The 14,366-nt window shown below is 62.2% G+C and carries 18 protein-coding genes; 7 read left to right on the top strand and 11 right to left on the bottom strand.

Going from position 1 to position 14,366, the window contains the following annotated elements:
* The first annotated feature begins 27 nt into the window (after positions 1-27).
* Both trxA and AC1DZP_RS11980 read left to right on the top strand, forming a co-directional pair.
* Entirely contained in the window at positions 28-351 is a 324-nt protein-coding gene (gene trxA, locus AC1DZP_RS11985) for a thioredoxin (RefSeq protein WP_013891648.1), read from the top strand.
* 132 nt (positions 352-483) lie between these two features.
* Entirely contained in the window at positions 484-765 is a 282-nt protein-coding gene (locus tag AC1DZP_RS11980) for a cupin domain-containing protein (RefSeq protein ID WP_477302521.1), read from the top strand.
* 29 nt (positions 766-794) lie between these two features.
* Here the strand turns inward: AC1DZP_RS11980 and AC1DZP_RS11975 are convergent, their stop codons facing one another.
* The 6 genes from AC1DZP_RS11975 to AC1DZP_RS11950 all read right to left on the bottom strand — a co-directional run bounded on the left by AC1DZP_RS11975 (position 795) and on the right by AC1DZP_RS11950 (position 6,479).
* A complete protein-coding gene (locus AC1DZP_RS11975) occupies positions 795-1,214 on the bottom strand; it encodes a VOC family protein (protein ID WP_477302519.1) in 420 nt (139 codons plus the stop codon).
* Positions 1,215-1,248: 34 nt separating this feature from the next.
* Positions 1,249-2,574 carry a bifunctional folylpolyglutamate synthase/dihydrofolate synthase gene (locus AC1DZP_RS11970; RefSeq protein ID WP_477302517.1) on the bottom strand — a complete coding sequence of 442 codons (1,326 nt, stop codon included), beginning with the start codon at positions 2,572-2,574 and terminating at the stop codon, positions 1,249-1,251.
* 120 nt (positions 2,575-2,694) lie between these two features.
* Complete coding sequence (gene accD / locus AC1DZP_RS11965) at positions 2,695-3,621, bottom strand: acetyl-CoA carboxylase, carboxyltransferase subunit beta (protein ID WP_095083177.1); 927 nt, start codon at positions 3,619-3,621, stop codon at positions 2,695-2,697.
* A gap of 48 nt (positions 3,622-3,669) precedes the next feature.
* Complete coding sequence (gene trpA, locus AC1DZP_RS11960) at positions 3,670-4,509, bottom strand: tryptophan synthase subunit alpha (RefSeq protein WP_477302515.1); 840 nt, start codon at positions 4,507-4,509, stop codon at positions 3,670-3,672.
* A 2-nt stretch (positions 4,510-4,511) separates the two neighbouring features.
* Positions 4,512-5,732, bottom strand: a complete 1,221-nt coding sequence (gene trpB, locus AC1DZP_RS11955) for a tryptophan synthase subunit beta (protein WP_477302513.1) — start codon at positions 5,730-5,732, stop codon at positions 4,512-4,514.
* Between the two features lie 87 nt (positions 5,733-5,819).
* The gene (locus tag AC1DZP_RS11950) at positions 5,820-6,479 is read right to left on the bottom strand and encodes a phosphoribosylanthranilate isomerase (RefSeq protein ID WP_457150083.1); all 660 of its coding nucleotides are present in this window, start codon (positions 6,477-6,479) and stop codon (positions 5,820-5,822) included.
* Between the two features lie 113 nt (positions 6,480-6,592).
* Here AC1DZP_RS11950 and AC1DZP_RS11945 point away from each other — a divergent pair, with 113 nt between their 5' ends.
* Positions 6,593-6,811: a hypothetical protein gene (locus AC1DZP_RS11945; RefSeq protein ID WP_095083169.1), complete on the top strand. Its 219-nt coding sequence runs from the start codon at positions 6,593-6,595 to the stop codon at positions 6,809-6,811.
* 101 nt (positions 6,812-6,912) lie between these two features.
* On the opposite strand, the gene AC1DZP_RS11940 is transcribed toward AC1DZP_RS11945, so the two are convergent.
* The 3 genes from AC1DZP_RS11940 to AC1DZP_RS11930 form a co-directional block, all read right to left on the bottom strand.
* Positions 6,913-7,671, bottom strand: coding sequence for a M48 family metallopeptidase (locus AC1DZP_RS11940; protein ID WP_477302510.1), 759 nt, complete (start codon positions 7,669-7,671; stop codon positions 6,913-6,915).
* A 98-nt stretch (positions 7,672-7,769) separates the two neighbouring features.
* Entirely contained in the window at positions 7,770-8,252 is a 483-nt protein-coding gene (locus tag AC1DZP_RS11935; RefSeq protein WP_477302508.1) for a DUF2852 domain-containing protein, read from the bottom strand.
* 225 nt (positions 8,253-8,477) lie between these two features.
* Positions 8,478-8,942 carry an Lrp/AsnC family transcriptional regulator gene (locus AC1DZP_RS11930; RefSeq protein WP_095083161.1) on the bottom strand — a complete coding sequence of 155 codons (465 nt, stop codon included), beginning with the start codon at positions 8,940-8,942 and terminating at the stop codon, positions 8,478-8,480.
* Positions 8,943-9,104: 162 nt separating this feature from the next.
* Here AC1DZP_RS11930 and AC1DZP_RS11925 point away from each other — a divergent pair, with 162 nt between their 5' ends.
* Positions 9,105-10,118 (top strand): 1-aminocyclopropane-1-carboxylate deaminase, encoded by a 1,014-nt coding sequence (locus AC1DZP_RS11925; RefSeq protein WP_477302506.1) that lies wholly within the window; start codon positions 9,105-9,107, stop codon positions 10,116-10,118.
* Between the two features lie 165 nt (positions 10,119-10,283).
* Here AC1DZP_RS11925 and AC1DZP_RS11920 read toward each other — a convergent pair whose 3' ends face one another.
* Both AC1DZP_RS11920 and AC1DZP_RS11915 read right to left on the bottom strand, forming a co-directional pair.
* The gene (locus tag AC1DZP_RS11920) at positions 10,284-11,468 is read right to left on the bottom strand and encodes a benzoate/H(+) symporter BenE family transporter (RefSeq protein ID WP_477302504.1); all 1,185 of its coding nucleotides are present in this window, start codon (positions 11,466-11,468) and stop codon (positions 10,284-10,286) included.
* Positions 11,468-12,238 (bottom strand): alpha/beta hydrolase, encoded by a 771-nt coding sequence (locus AC1DZP_RS11915; RefSeq protein WP_477302502.1) that lies wholly within the window; start codon positions 12,236-12,238, stop codon positions 11,468-11,470. Before AC1DZP_RS11915 ends, AC1DZP_RS11920 begins: the two co-directional genes overlap by 1 nt.
* A 223-nt stretch (positions 12,239-12,461) precedes the next feature.
* On the opposite strand from AC1DZP_RS11915, the gene infC reads away from it, so the two are divergent.
* From infC to rpmI, 3 genes are all read left to right on the top strand, one after another.
* The gene (gene infC / locus AC1DZP_RS11910) at positions 12,462-12,998 is read left to right on the top strand and encodes a translation initiation factor IF-3 (protein ID WP_010912915.1); all 537 of its coding nucleotides are present in this window, start codon (positions 12,462-12,464) and stop codon (positions 12,996-12,998) included.
* Positions 12,999-13,264: 266 nt separating this feature from the next.
* Complete coding sequence (locus tag AC1DZP_RS11905; protein ID WP_095083153.1) at positions 13,265-13,891, top strand: methyltransferase family protein; 627 nt, start codon at positions 13,265-13,267, stop codon at positions 13,889-13,891.
* Positions 13,892-14,105: 214 nt separating this feature from the next.
* A complete protein-coding gene (gene rpmI / locus AC1DZP_RS11900; RefSeq protein WP_006201248.1) occupies positions 14,106-14,309 on the top strand; it encodes a 50S ribosomal protein L35 in 204 nt (67 codons plus the stop codon).
* Positions 14,310-14,366: the final 57 nt, after the last annotated feature.

Raw genomic sequence — 14,366 nt, 5'->3', positions numbered from 1 at the left:
ACAAAAACTTTCGAAAGGATTTTCCGCATGACCACCGTCAAGGTCGACAAGAGCAATTTCCAGGCCGATGTGCTTAACGCCAACGTACCGGTCGTCGTCGATTTCTGGGCGGAATGGTGCGGTCCGTGCAAGATGATCGCTCCGGCGCTCGAAGACATCGCCACTGAACTCGGCGCCAAGGTGAAGATCGCCAAGCTAAACATCGACGAGAATCCCGAGCTCGCCGCGCAGTTCGGCGTGCGCTCGATCCCAACGCTGATGATCTTCAAGGGCGGCGAAGTGGCCGACATGAAGGTTGGCGCCGCACCCAAGACCGCGCTGTCGCACTGGATCAATGGCAGCCTCGCCTGATCCGTCCCAAATTCCTGACATCAAGCCCGGCCTCGCGCCGGGCTTTTTGTTGGCGTCATCGGTGGGTGGTTCTGGCCCTCACGCCTGCGCACTCCATGTCTTCTGTTGTCACGAGAAGCAAGGAGAACGCCCATGACCGGATCCGCCAAGGCCACCGTCTTCATCGACAATGAGCGTGTCATCGTCACCGAGTATCGCTTTGCGCCCGGCGACAACACAGGCTGGCACCGCCACGGCCACGACTATGTCGTCGTGCCGCTGATGGACGGCAAGGTGAAGCTGTTGACCAAGGACGGCGAATCCTTCGCCGAGATGAAGGAGGGCGCGCCCTATTTCCGCAAGGAGGGCGTCGAACACGACGTCATCAACGCCAATGACGGCGAATACGCCTTTATCGAGATCGAGTTGAAGTAACCGCGAAGGCCATTGGGCGGCAGGCGCCATTACCAGTCGGCGATACGATCGCCTCCGGCGAATTGCGCACTTTCTTCGGTATACTCGAACAGTTCTATCTTCACGCCGTTGGGGTCGCGAATCCAGGCCTGGTAGGTGTCGTCGCAGGCGAGTTTCTTTACCGTGACGTCGACGCCCTTCGACCTGATATGGGCGATCGCTGCATCGATGCTTTCCACTTCGAGGCAGAAGTGGTTGATCTGGTTCAGTTCGCCATAGCTGGCCCCGTCCTTCTGGAACACCTCGACGTGGCTGCGACCGCCGCAATCGAGGTAGAACCCGAAAATCTTGCCGTCGCGCAGGAAATTGAACTGGGTGTCCATGCCGAGGACATCGCGGTAGAAGCTTCGCGTCTCCTCCAGATCATTGGCGAAGATGCAGACGTGAGCGAGCTGCTTGACCTTGATCATGACTGCTCCTTGCGGTGATCGCCGAAAGCCGACCTCAGGTCGGGGGCGTGCCGTTTTCGGCGAGCACCGCACCGGCCAGATAGAGCGAACCGCCGATCAGGATGCGCGGCGCCGGGCCGTCCCAGGTGTCGCGCAGCAACATCAGCGCGCTGGCGACGGAACTCACCGGTTCGGCCGTCAGCCCGGCTTCCGTCGCGCGGATCGCCAGTTCGTCGTTCGGCACACCGGCGTCGCTGAGGCTCACCGGCACCGTGTAGACATGCCGGGCGAGGCCCTTGAAGGCGCGGAAATAGCCGCTCTGGTCCTTGGTGTTGATCATGCCCGAGATGAGGAAGAGTGGTCGCGGGTTCTTTTCTTCCTGCTCCGCCAGCGCTTCGGCAACCACCACGCCGGCGCCCGGATTGTGGCCGCCGTCGAGCCAGATGTCGGCGCCCTTCGGCGCCAGTTCGGCCAGCCGGCCCTGCGCCAGCTTCTGCATGCGGCCGGGCCAGGCGACGTTGGTCATCGCCTTCTCGGCGGCGCGATGGCTGATCTCGAAGCCGGCCGCTTTGACCGCCGCGATCGCCGCCGCCGCATTGGCGAACTGGTGGCGCCCGGGCAGCCGTGGTGGCGGCAGGTCCATCAAGCCGTCCTCGTCCTGGTAGACCATGCGGCCGTTCTCCTCGAAGGCGAGGAAATCCTGGCCGTAGACGAAGGTCGGACATTCAAGCCGCTCGGCGGTCTCGATCAGCACCTGCAGTGCCGTCTCGCTTTCCTGTGCGCCGATGACCACCGGGCAGCCGCGCTTGATGATGCCGGCCTTTTCAGCGGCGATCAGTTCGACACGGTCGCCGAGATAGGCCTCGTGGTCGAGCGACACGGGCATGATCACCGACACGGCCGGCTCCTTGATGACATTGGTGGCATCGAAACGGCCGCCGAGCCCTACCTCGATGATGGCGGCATCGGCCTGGTGTTCGGAAAACAGCAGGAAGGTGACGGCGGTGAGGATCTCGAAGACGGTGATATGCTCGCCTTCATTGGCCCTGGCGACACGGGCGATGGCATCGGCGAACACCCGGTCGTCGACCAGCCTGCCGCCGCCATCGGCGGCCAGCCGGTAACGCTCGTGCCAGTTGACCAGATGCGGCGAGGTGTGGACATGGACGCGGTAGTCCGCCGCCTCGAGAAGTGCCCGCGAAAACGCGGCGCACGAGCCTTTGCCGTTGGTGCCGGCGATATGGATCACCGGCGGCATCCGGTCCTGCGGGTCGTCGAGCCGCTTCAGCAACCGTGAAATGCGGTCGAGCGAAAGGTCGAAGCCTTTCGGGTGAAGCGCCATCAGGGCTTCGATTTCGCGGTCGGCGGCAAGCGTTTTCATGGCACAATCCTGGCCCATGGCCCGGGAACCAGAATCGGTTTCACAATGGCCATGGCAATCAAAAAGCTACAGCGCGCCACGGACACGGCGCAATCGCGGTTCGCGGCGAAGAGTGTCGCGTCAGGCTTGTGGCCGCGCCTCGGCCGGAATTGTCGCCGGCGGCAGGATTTCCGGCTCAAGCGGCTTTTGCTCCTCCGGCAGCTTGAGCAGCATCTTCAGCAGCCGTGCGATGGTCTGGCGCATCTCCAGGCGCGACACCACCATGTCGACCATGCCGTGTTCCATGAGATATTCGGAGCGCTGGAACCCGTCGGGCAGCTTTTCCCGAATGGTCTGTTCGATGACACGCGGCCCGGCAAAGCCGATAAGCGCGCCGGGCTCGGCGATGTGCACGTCGCCCAGCATGGCGTAGGAGGCGGTGACGCCGCCGGTGGTCGGATTGGTCAAGACGACGATATAGGGCAGGCCGGCTTCCTTCAGCCGATCGACACCGACCGTGGTGCGCGGCAACTGCATCAGCGACAGGATGCCTTCCTGCATGCGGGCGCCGCCAGAGGCGGCGAACAGGATCAGCGGCCGCTTGCGCTGCAAGGCGACTTCGAAACCGTGCACGATGGCGTCACCCGCGGCCATGCCGAGCGAGCCGCCCATGAAGGCGAAGTCCTGCACGGTCACCACCACCGGCAGGCCTTCGACGGTCCCCAGCGCGTTGATGATGGCGTCTTCCAAGCCGGTCTTGGCCTTTGCGTCCTTCAGCCGGTCGACATAGCGCTTCTCGTCGCGGAACTTCAGCGGATCCTGCATGACCTTGGGGTTGTCCAGGGTCTCGTACTTGCCGTTGTCGAAGAAGAACTTCAGCCGCTCCTTGGCCGAGATCTTCATATGGTGGCCGGAGGACGGAATGACGAACTGGTTGGATTCCAGATCCTTGTGGAACACCATCTCGCCGGTCTCCGGATCCTTGATCCAGAGATTCTCGGGCATGTCGGTGCGCCGGCCGAGCATCGAATTGATCTTCGGGCGAACGTAATTGGTGATCCAGTTCATCGCTTCGGCTCCTGTCCTGACGAAGATTTGGGAAGAGACGTAGGAAAACTATTCGGCGGCAGCAAGGCGGGCCGAGCGCACACCTTGCGCAAGGCCGCTGACCAGCGTGGCGACGGCTTCGGCCGGGTCGGCGGTCTTTTCGCCTTTCGGCCCCAGCACATTGGCCACCGCGTTGACGATCGCGGTGCCGACGACGACGCCATCTGCATTGGCGCCGATCACGCGGGCCTGCTCGGCGGTCTTGACGCCGAAGCCGACGCAGACCGGCAGATCGGTGTGACCCTTGATGCGTTGCACGGCCGCCGCCACCTTGCCGGTGTCGGCCAGCGCCGAACCGGTGATGCCGGTCATCGACACATAGTAGACAAAACCCGACGTGTTCTGCAGCACCTTGGGCAGGCGCTTGTCATCGGTGGTCGGCGTTGCCAGCCGGATGAAGTTGATGCCGGCCTTGAGCGCCGGAATGCACAATTCCTCGTCCATTTCCGGCGGCAGGTCGACGACGATCAGCCCATCGATACCGCTGGCGATCGCGTCCTTGAGGAAACGGTCGACGCCATAGATGTAGATCGGGTTGTAATAGCCCATCAGCACGATCGGCGTCTCATTGTCGCCGGTGCGGAATTCCGAGGCCATCTTTAGCGTCTTGACCAGCGTCTGGCCGCCTTTCAGCGCCCTCAGGCCCGCCGCCTGGATCGCCGGGCCGTCGGCCATCGGATCGGAGAATGGCATGCCGAGCTCGATGATGTCGGCGCCTGCTCCAGGCAGTGCCTTCATGATCGACAGCGACGTCTCATAGTCGGGGTCGCCGCCCATGAAATAGGTGACGAGGGCCGGGCGGCCTTCGGACTTCAGCTTGGCCATGCGGCGGTCGATGCGGGTGGTCATGATCAGATCTCCATGCCCAGCATGCTGGCAACCGTGTGCACGTCCTTGTCGCCACGGCCCGACAGGTTGACGATGACGATCTGGTCCCTGTCCATGGCCGGCACGATCTTCACCGCGTGCGCAATGGCGTGCGCCGATTCCAGAGCCGGGATGATGCCTTCGACGCGCGTCGTCAGCTTGAAGGCCTCCAGCGCCTCGTCGTCGAGGATCGGCACATATTCGACGCGGCCGGAATCGCGCAGCCAGGAATGCTCCGGCCCGACGCCGGGATAGTCGAGACCGGCAGAGATCGAATGGCCGTCCATGATCTGGCCGTCGGAATTCTGCAGGAGATAGGTGCGGTTGCCGTGCAGCACGCCAGGGGCGCCGGCGCTCATCGAGGCGCAGTGCTCGATGCCGTCGAGACCACGGCCGCCGGCCTCGATGCCGATGATGCGAACGTCCTTGTCGTCGAGGAAGGGATGGAACAGGCCGATGGCGTTCGAGCCGCCGCCGACACAGGCAATGATGGTGTCCGGCAGCCGACCTTCCTGCTCGATAATCTGGGCGCGCGCTTCGGCGCCGATCACCGACTGGAAGTCGCGCACCAGTTCCGGATAGGGATGCGGCCCGGCGGCGGTGCCGATCAGGTAATAAGTGTCCTCGACATTGGTCACCCAGTCGCGCAACGCCTCGTTCATGGCGTCCTTCAGCGTGCCGTGGCCGGCGGTCACCGGCCGCACTTCGGCGCCGAGCAGCTTCATGCGGAAGACGTTCGGGCTTTGGCGGGCGACGTCGGTCGCGCCCATATAGACGACGCAGGGAAAGCCGAAGCGGGCCGCGACGGTGGCCGACGCCACGCCATGCTGGCCTGCGCCCGTCTCGGCGATAATGCGCTTCTTGCCCATGCGTTTGGCCAGCAGGATCTGGCCGAGGCAGTTGTTGATCTTGTGCGAGCCGGTGTGGTTCAGATCCTCGCGCTTGAAGTAGACTTTTGCACCACCGAGATGCCTGGTCAGCCCTTCCGCGAAATAGAGCTTCGACGGCCGCCCGGCATAGTGGGTCGAAAGGTCGGTGAGTTCAGCCTTGAAATCCGGATCGTTCTTGACCTCGTTCCAGTGCCGCTCAAGGTCGAGGATCAGCGGCATCAGCGTTTCGGCGACGAAACGACCGCCAAAAATGCCGAACATGCCCTGTTCGTCGGGTCCGGTACGGAAGGAATTGGGTGTCGCCGGCTTGTCCATCGCCGATCTCCTGGTCTCGATGTGGGGGCATGTCCTTGCCGGAAAACCGGATCCCACTTTTCCGGGACATGCTCTGGTTTGAGCCGGTCAGGCGGCGCGGTTGTCGCGCGCTGCCCTGACGGCTCGGAAAAACTGTTCGATCAGCGCCGGATCCTTGACGCCCGGCGCGCTTTCCACGCCTGAGGAAATGTCTATTCCGGGCGGGTTGGCAAGCCGAAGGGCATCGCCGATATTGGCGGCGTTGAGCCCACCGGAAAGCATGTAATCGACGCCGGCGTCAAGGCCGGTGAGGATGCGCCAGTCGTAGGCCACGCCATTGCCGCCGGGCAGCTCGGAGCCCTTGGGGGGCTTGGCGTCGAACAGGAAGTGGTCCGCAATGCCGATAAACGGCTTTGTCCGTTCGAGGTCGGTGGCCTCGCTGACCGACAGCGCCTTCATCACCGGCAAGCCGTAGCGGGCTTTTACCTCGGCCACGCGCTCCGGCGTCTCCGAGCCGTGCAGCTGCAGCATGTCGGGCTGCATCGCTGCCACGATCTCATCCAGGAAGGCGTCACTGGCATCGACGGTGACGGCCACCGCTTTTGCCTTGCCGCGCGCCGCCTCGCGCAAGCGGCCAGCCTCGGCCGGCTCGACATAGCGCGGGCTTTTGGCGAAGAAGATAAACCCGACGTGGCTGGCGCCGCCGGCCAGCGCCGCGGCCATTGCCACGTCGGTCTTCAAGCCGCAAATCTTGATGTCGAGCGCCATGGCGCGGGGATTGGCATGAAAAGCGCCAAGAGTCGAGAAAAAGCATGCTGTTTGCCGGCAAGGCCAAAGGCGCTACCTATTGAAGGACAGGGACACAAGGCGGGAGCAAGACCATGGCTGACAGAACCGTTGCCGAACTCAGGCAGAAGATCGCGCAGGCGCGCGAGGTCATCGCCCATCTGATGGACAAGGCCGCCTTCAACGGCGCGGAAGCCCATCGCGCGTTGGATTATTTCGGCGGCGATAAGTTCGACAGCAACTTCCTGCCGTGGCCGCATCATGGCGATGAGGGACTTCGACCGGAGGAGCTCAACGCGGCGAATGACGATTGAGCTCGTGCAGCCAGTAAGAGCGTAGTCGCCGGCAGGCCAGAGGGAGGGTGGGAAGGATCGCTACAGACGACCTTCTTTCTCCGCCGCCCTTGCGCAGGGCCCTATTCGAACGCAATTGCTTGCAGCGCGCCGCCATTGCGCTTCAGCCAGACCTTGCAGCGCTCGGTGTCCGGGCAAAGCTGTTCGCACAGTTTCCAGAATTTCGGGCCGTGGTTCATCTCCTTGAGATGCGCCACTTCATGCGCGACGAGGTAGTTTATGACAGGCGACGGCGCCATCATGATGCGCCAGGAAAACGACAGATTGCCGTCGGAGGTGCAGGAGCCCCAACGGCTCGACGTGTCCTTGAAGCGGATCGCCTTGGCGCGCTTGCCCAACGCCAGCGTGTGTTTGCCCACCAGCTTCTCGATCTCGCGCTTGGCTTCGCGCTTGAGGAAATCGGCGATGCGGCGCGGCAGGTGCACGCGGTCGCCATGCACGATCAGCAGCGGACCGCGCTCGTCGCTCGATATGGTCACCGTGCCGCGCTTCGAAGGCTCATGGACGATGCGGTGCGGCACGCCGCGTACGGGGATCTTGATGCCCGGCCGCACCTGCGGCCGGGCCGGCACCTTGGCCAGCCGCTGCTCCAGCCAGTCCTGGTGACGGTCGAGGAACTTTTCCACCTCGCCGCGGCGCAGGCCTGGCGGCACCGTGATGCGCAGGCCCTTACCGCCCGAATCGATGCGCAGCGTCAGCCGCCTTGCGCGGTCGTTCTCGACGATCTTGAGCGGCAAGGTACGGCCGGCGACGCAATATTCGCGCTCCACGACGGGCCTGGCCTTGGGCTTTGTCAGATTGCGGAAGAATCCGAGGGTCATGGCGGGACGATACGCGATTCGAGAAAAACGAATAGAACAAAAAAGAAACGGCGCCGCTCGCGCGACGCCGTCATCATACCTAGGCCTGTCGCCGGGCCTCAGTCGTCAAGCAGGTTCGAGCCCTTGCCACGCTTGGTGGTGGTCGTCCCGGTGCTCGGGTCAGTCTTCGTCGGAGCCGTCGACTTGTTGCGGTTGGCCATGAAGCGGTCGAACTCGTCCTGGTCCTTGGCGCGGCGCAATTCGCGGGCGTAGTCGTCGAACTCGGTCAGCATCTGGTCGAGCTTGCGGCGTTCCTCGGCGAGGCGCTCCAGTTCCTTTTCGCGCCAGTCGTCGAAAGCGACGTTGCCGGTGCGGGCGGAGCCGTGGCCCCAGCGCGCCGCCTTGTCGGAACCGCGGCGGCAGCCGGCGAAGATGCCGTCGGTGGCGCGGTTAACGTCACGCTTGAAACCATCGAGGCGGTCGCCCCAGATGATGTAGGCAAGCATGGCGAAGCCGAGTGGCCAGAACACCATGAAACCGATCACCATCAACGCGATGGTTGCCGGCGTCCAGGCCGGACGGATCAATGCAGATGTGTTCATTTTCTCCCATTCCTTCGGTTGGAGACAGCCAAATCCGGCTGCGTGGAATCGAAATGGGAAGGAGAAAACGGCGATTCAAGACAATATCGGCCAAAACCGGACAAGCTCATGAAATGATTATCGCTTTTCAAGCGTATCGAAGAAAAGCACGACCAGGCATGAGGAACGGTGGCAATACCGCCGGCGGTGCTACGGTTTGATGCATCGGCGGGGAACCCATTCCTTTCAAAAATCCAGTGGCGCGTTGTCGACGACCTCCTTCATGACGAAGAACGTCCTCGTCTGGCGAACGCCGGGCAATGCGATCAACTGATCCCCGTGGATCCGGTTGAAGTCCGCCATGTCGCCGACTCTGATCTTCAGAAAATAGTCGAAGTCGCCTGCCACCAGATGGCAATCAAGAATGAACTTCAGTTTCGCGACTGCCTTCTCAAATTCCGCGAAACTTTCCGGGGTCGAGCGGTCGAGGACGACGCCAACCATCACCAGCGCGCCTCTGTCGACCTTCTGCGGTGTCACCACTGCCCTGACATGGCTGATGTAGCCTTCATCGAACAAGCGTTGTGTGCGGCGGTGGCACGTCGCCGGGCTGACAGCAACCGACTGCGCCAGCTCCGCATTGGTCAGCCGCCCATTGTCCTGGAGCAGGCGCAACATTTTCAGGTCGATCCGGTCGAGCGATGCCTTCATGGAAGGTTCTTCCGTTATTGAGGAGATTTATCGAAGTAATATAGCATATTGGAGCCAGAAAGTTAGATTTCAGGCATTTTCTGATCGTTCTTAGAGAGCACCTTTCAGGAGAGAACTGGTAGTGTTTCCAGCATCAAAATCACAATCAGAGGAGGATCTCTCATGTTGGAGAAGTTCGAACGCTATCCGCTCACATTTGGACCGACCCATATCGAGAAACTGGATCGGCTCAGCGCTCATCTCGGCGGCAAGGTCGATCTCTACGCCAAGCGGGAAGATTGCAATTCCGGCCTCGCCTTCGGCGGCAACAAGCTGCGCAAGCTCGAATACATCATCCCGGACGCGATCGCCTCAAACGCCGACACGCTGGTTTCGATCGGCGGCGTACAATCCAACCATACGCGCATGGTGGCAGCCGTGGCGGCGAAAATCGGCATGAAATGCCGCCTCGTGCAAGAAAGCTGGGTGCCCCACGAGGACGCCGTCTATGACCGCGTCGGCAACATCCTTTTGAGCCGGATCATGGGCGCCGATGTCCAGATGGTCGATGAGGGCTTCGACATCGGAATCAGGGAAAGCTGGGAACAGGCAATCGCCGATGTGAAAGCCAAAGGCGGCAAACCTTATCCGATTCCGGCCGGCGCTTCGGTGCATAAATATGGCGGCCTGGGCTATGTTGGCTTCGCCGAAGAGGTGCGAGCGCAGGAGAAGGAACTTGGCCTTGCCTTCGACTACATCGTCGTCTGTACCGTCACCGGCTCGACCCATGCCGGCATGGTGGTCGGCTTCGGCAAGGACGGTCGCGAGCGCAAGGTAATCGGCATCGACGCATCCTGCACCCCGGCGCAGACCAAAGCGCAAGTGCTGGACATCGTGCGGACCACGGCGACGCTGGTCGAACTCGGCAAGGAACTCAGTGAAGACGATGTGATCCTCATCGAGGATTATGCCTACCCGGTCTACGGCGTGCCCTCGCAGGAGACGAAAGAAGCGATCCGTCTCTGCGCGCGCCTTGAAGGCATGATCACCGATCCTGTCTACGAGGGAAAATCCATGCAGGGCATGATCGACCTCGTGAGGAAGGGCTATTTCCCCGAAGGGTCGAAGGTGCTTTACGCCCATCTTGGCGGCGCTCCAGCTATCAACGGCTATGCTTATACGTTTCGCAATGGCTGAATGCCCGCAGGGCGTGGCAGGTGACCTCTGACGACTATCCCGCCCGCCGCAGCATGTTGCGGTGGGCCACGAAGCGGTCGAACTCGTCCTGATCCTTGGTGTGGTCGCCGGCGTCCAGGGACGGCCAGTTCCGGCTGCGTGCAATCGGAAGGGAAAGGCGGCGATTCAGGACAATGTCCGCCAAATCCGGACAAGCGGCTGAAACGATTGCCGCATTTTGAGCTCTTCGAGGAAAAGCACGATCATCCCGGCGACCAGGCCCCAGAATGCCGCGCCGACGCCGAACAGCGTCAAACCCGAAGCGGTGACGGCAAAGGTGACGGTGGCGGCCATACGGTGACCTTCGTCCTTGAGCGCGATCGACAGGGCGTTGGCAAGCGGCGCCATCAACGCGAGACCCGCCACCAGCACGATCAGGCTCTGCGGCAGAACGGCGAAGATCGCCACCAGCGACGCACCGAAGATGGCGAAGACAAGATAGGCGAGCGCATAGAATGGGCCGGTCTTCCAGCGTTCGGCGGGGTCGGGGTGGACGTCCGGCCCGGTGCAGATCGCCGCCGAGATCGCAGCCAGATTTGTGGTCGAGCCGCCAAACGGCGCCGACAGCAGCGAAAACAGGCCGGTGACGCCGATCAGCGGGCCGGGCTCCGGGTGATAGCCGGCGGCGCGCAGCACGGCGAGGCCGGACAGGTTTTGGGAAGCCATGGTGACGAGGTAGAGCGGCAGCGCCAGGCCGATGGTCGCGGCGATGCTGAAGTGCGGCGCGATCAGCGTCAGCGTCGACAGTTCCGGTGTCGGCAAGCCGCCGACGCGGCCGGTCAAGAAAGCGGCGAGGCCGCCGCCGATCAGCACCACCAGCACCGACACCGCCGGATTGAACAGGCGAATGACGAAGAAGGCCGCGATCAGCGGCAGGATCAGCCAGGGATCGGCGGGGATGGCCTTAATCGCGTTGATGGCGAAGCTGACGAGGATGCCGGCCAGCATGCCCGATGCCACCGACGGCGGGATCCTGGCGATCAGCCGTGTCAGCGGTCCGAACAGGCCGGTGGCGATCAAGAGGATGCCGGTGACGATGAAGGCGCCGACCGCTTCGCCCATCGAGAAGCTGCTCGACGCGGCGATCAGCGCCAGGCCCGGTGTCGACCAGGCGGTGATGACCGGCATCTTCGTGCGCCAGGACAGCCACAGGCATTCGATTGCCATCGCCAGGCAGATCGCCGTCACCCAGCTCGCGGTCTCGATCTGTGTCGCGCCGACCGCCTTGGCGGCGGCGATGACGATGGCCAGCGTGCCGCCGAAGCCGACGATTGCCGCGACAAAGGCGGATATCGGAATGGAGATGCGCATCAGTTTCCCCTCTGCGCCATGGCGTCGACTGCCCGCACCAACATGTCGAGATCCTGGGGTCGCGACAGGCGGTGGTCGCCCTCGGGGATCAGCGACAGGGTCACGTCGTCGGCCGGCAGCCGGCTGACCAACTTTAGCGCGTGGCTTGCCGGCACGTCCGCATCGGCCAGCCCCTGCAATATGTGCACCGGGCAATGCGTGTCGATCGGTCCTGTCATCACCAGGTTGTTGCGTCCATCCTCGATCAGCGCGCTTGTGTAGATGTAAGGCTCGGCGGAATAGTTCGACGGCTCCTCGAAGAAGCCTTTTTCGGCGAGCGCGCGTTTCTGCGCCTTGGTCAGCGCCGGCTCGACCAGCTCAGCGGTAAAATCGGGCGCCGGCGCCAGCAGCACCAGACCAGCGACATTGCTGTCGCCCGCCTTGCGCAATTCCTGCACCATACGCAGCGCAATCCAGGCGCCCATCGAGGAGCCGACCAGGATCTGCTTGCCCTGGGTGAAATGCCGGAACACGGCGAGGCTCTGCGAAAGCCATTTCGAAATGGTGCCGTCCGCAAAGGCGCCACCGGATTCGCCATGACCGGAATAGTCGTGGCGCAGGAAGGCGCGGCCTTCTCTTGCCGTCCAGTCCGACAGCGTCTGCGCCTTCGTGCCCAGCATGTCGGACTTGTAGCCGCCGAGCCAGACGATGCCGGGCGCGGCACCTGTCGTATGGCGCACCGCGATGCTCGATCCGTCGACATCCAGAAAGACAGGAGGCGTGTCGGTCATGGTTGCTTCCTCGCGCCCTTCTTTTGGCGCACGGCGTCTTGTGGCACAGCCAGTGGCGTGGCGAAAAGTGCTCGCGATGGTTCTTTGTTTGGTGCAGGCCAGCGATCAGGGTGATTTCCTGTCAATGCTGTGCTATTGACTTCGCCCGCGCGCTTACCACATTGGCGCGTCCACGCATCAATATCCGCAAACCCTGAACGAAACGGCCAAGGAGACCACGACCATTCGCAGACCTTTCAAAGCAGCGGCGCCGACCAAGGATGGCCCGCGCTCCAACCGTGACATCCGGGTTCCCCGGGTCCAGCTTATCGACGCCGAAGGCCAGAACCGCGGCGATGTTTCAATCAACGACGCATTGCTGCTCGCCGAAGAGGCTGGGCTCGATCTCGTCGAGATATCGCCCAATGCGGTGCCCCCCGTCGTAAAAATCCTCGATCTCGGCAAGTTGAAATACGCCAACCAGAAGAAGGCGGCCGAGGCGCGCAAGAACCAGAAGGTCATCGAGATCAAGGAGATCAAGATGCGCCCCAACATCGACAGCCATGACTACGAGACCAAGATGAAGGCGGTTCGCCGCTTCTTCGAGGAGGGCGACAAGGTCAAGCTGACTTTGCGTTTCCGTGGCCGCGAGATGGCGCATATGGAACTCGGCATGCAGCTTTTGAACAAGGTTCGCGAGGAAGTGGCGACCATTGCCAAGGTCGAAGCGGAACCGAAGCTCGAAGGCCGCCAGATGATGATGGTGCTGGCGCCGCGCTAGGGGTGCAGTGAGATTGTGGTCAGGCGCCGTTTGCAGGCCGGCATCACCTGAACGTCAACACATCGAGATCACGATGACGTCAGGCTTGGTCACCGCGCTCTAAATCCGCCTGAATTGTAGTACAGGGCGTCCCGGCGATCGGCGGGACGCCTGCTTGCTGGCCACAGCTGCGATCGCCGGTTCTGTTTTCATGTATGTCGTCCTCCCAAAACCGGGGCCACTTTTGGGCGACATGCATTAGGCTCCTCGACGATCGGATTCCTCCCTTGGACAAAGAACTCAAATACGGGCTGGGTAACTACCAGCGCACGCGCAGAATAGTGCTTGCCGTGCTCGTGGTCGTGTTGTTCGCCGCGCTGCTGTTTGGCCAATCGACCTTCCCGCCCGATACCGCGATGCATGAGACGATCGAGATGTTCGGCGTGCTGCTGATTTTTCTCGGCATCGTCGGCCGCCTTTGGTCGACGCTCTATATAGGCGGGCGCAAATCTTCCGAAGTTGTGACGGGCGGACCCTATTCGATGACCCGCAATCCGCTCTATGTGTTCTCGACCGTGGCCGCGGCCGGCGTCGGCGCGCAGATCGGTTCGTTCTCCGGCATCATTCTCTTTGCTGTGCTGTGCGCGGGTGCCTTCCATATCGTCATCCTGCGCGAGGAGAAATTCCTCAAGGAAGCGCTTGGTGCGCCCTATCAGGCCTATCTGGCGCGGGTGCCGCGCTTCTTTCCGAACCTTTCCCTTTACCAGGAGGGTGACACGGGCAGCTTCAAGCCGCGCCTGCTGTTGACCACGCTGCTCGATGGCCTGGTGTTCCTGATGGCGCTGCCGGCCTTCGAACTGATCGACGGCGCCCAGCAGTCGGGCATGCTGCCGGTCTGGTTCACACTTCCCTGATCGAGGGCGGAGCATTCCGCGAACGAGCGGCGCAGTGGGTGTTGCACAGCCGCCTGCTTTGACGTATAGGACCGCGTACCAAAAAACCGCCCGGCAGGGCATGCCGTGGCGGTTTCATTTGCTTTTCGGGCTTTGGTCGGCCTGAAGCGAACAAAACAAGAGGTGCTGCGTGCCAGAGGCACGGACAGCGACCTCATAGAAACGGAGTAGCAAAATGCCCAAGATGAAGACCAAGTCCGCCGCCAAAAAGCGGTTCAAGATCACAGGTACGGGTAAAGTCCTGTCGGCTGCGGCCGGCAAGCGTCACGGCATGATCAAGCGTTCCAACAAGTTCATTCGAAATGCCCGCGGCACGATGGTTCTGGCTGAACCGGATGGCAAGAAGGTCATCAAGAATTTTCTGCCGAACGGCCTCTAAGGCATTCGGTCCGGACACGCATTTGTTTTACGCAATTCCGAACGGAAAACCGCTAGG

It is taken from the genome of Mesorhizobium sp. P2_F8 (assembly GCF_056403655.1).
Note: the sequence above shows the minus strand (reverse complement) of the source record. Positions and strands in the feature narration are given on the sequence as shown.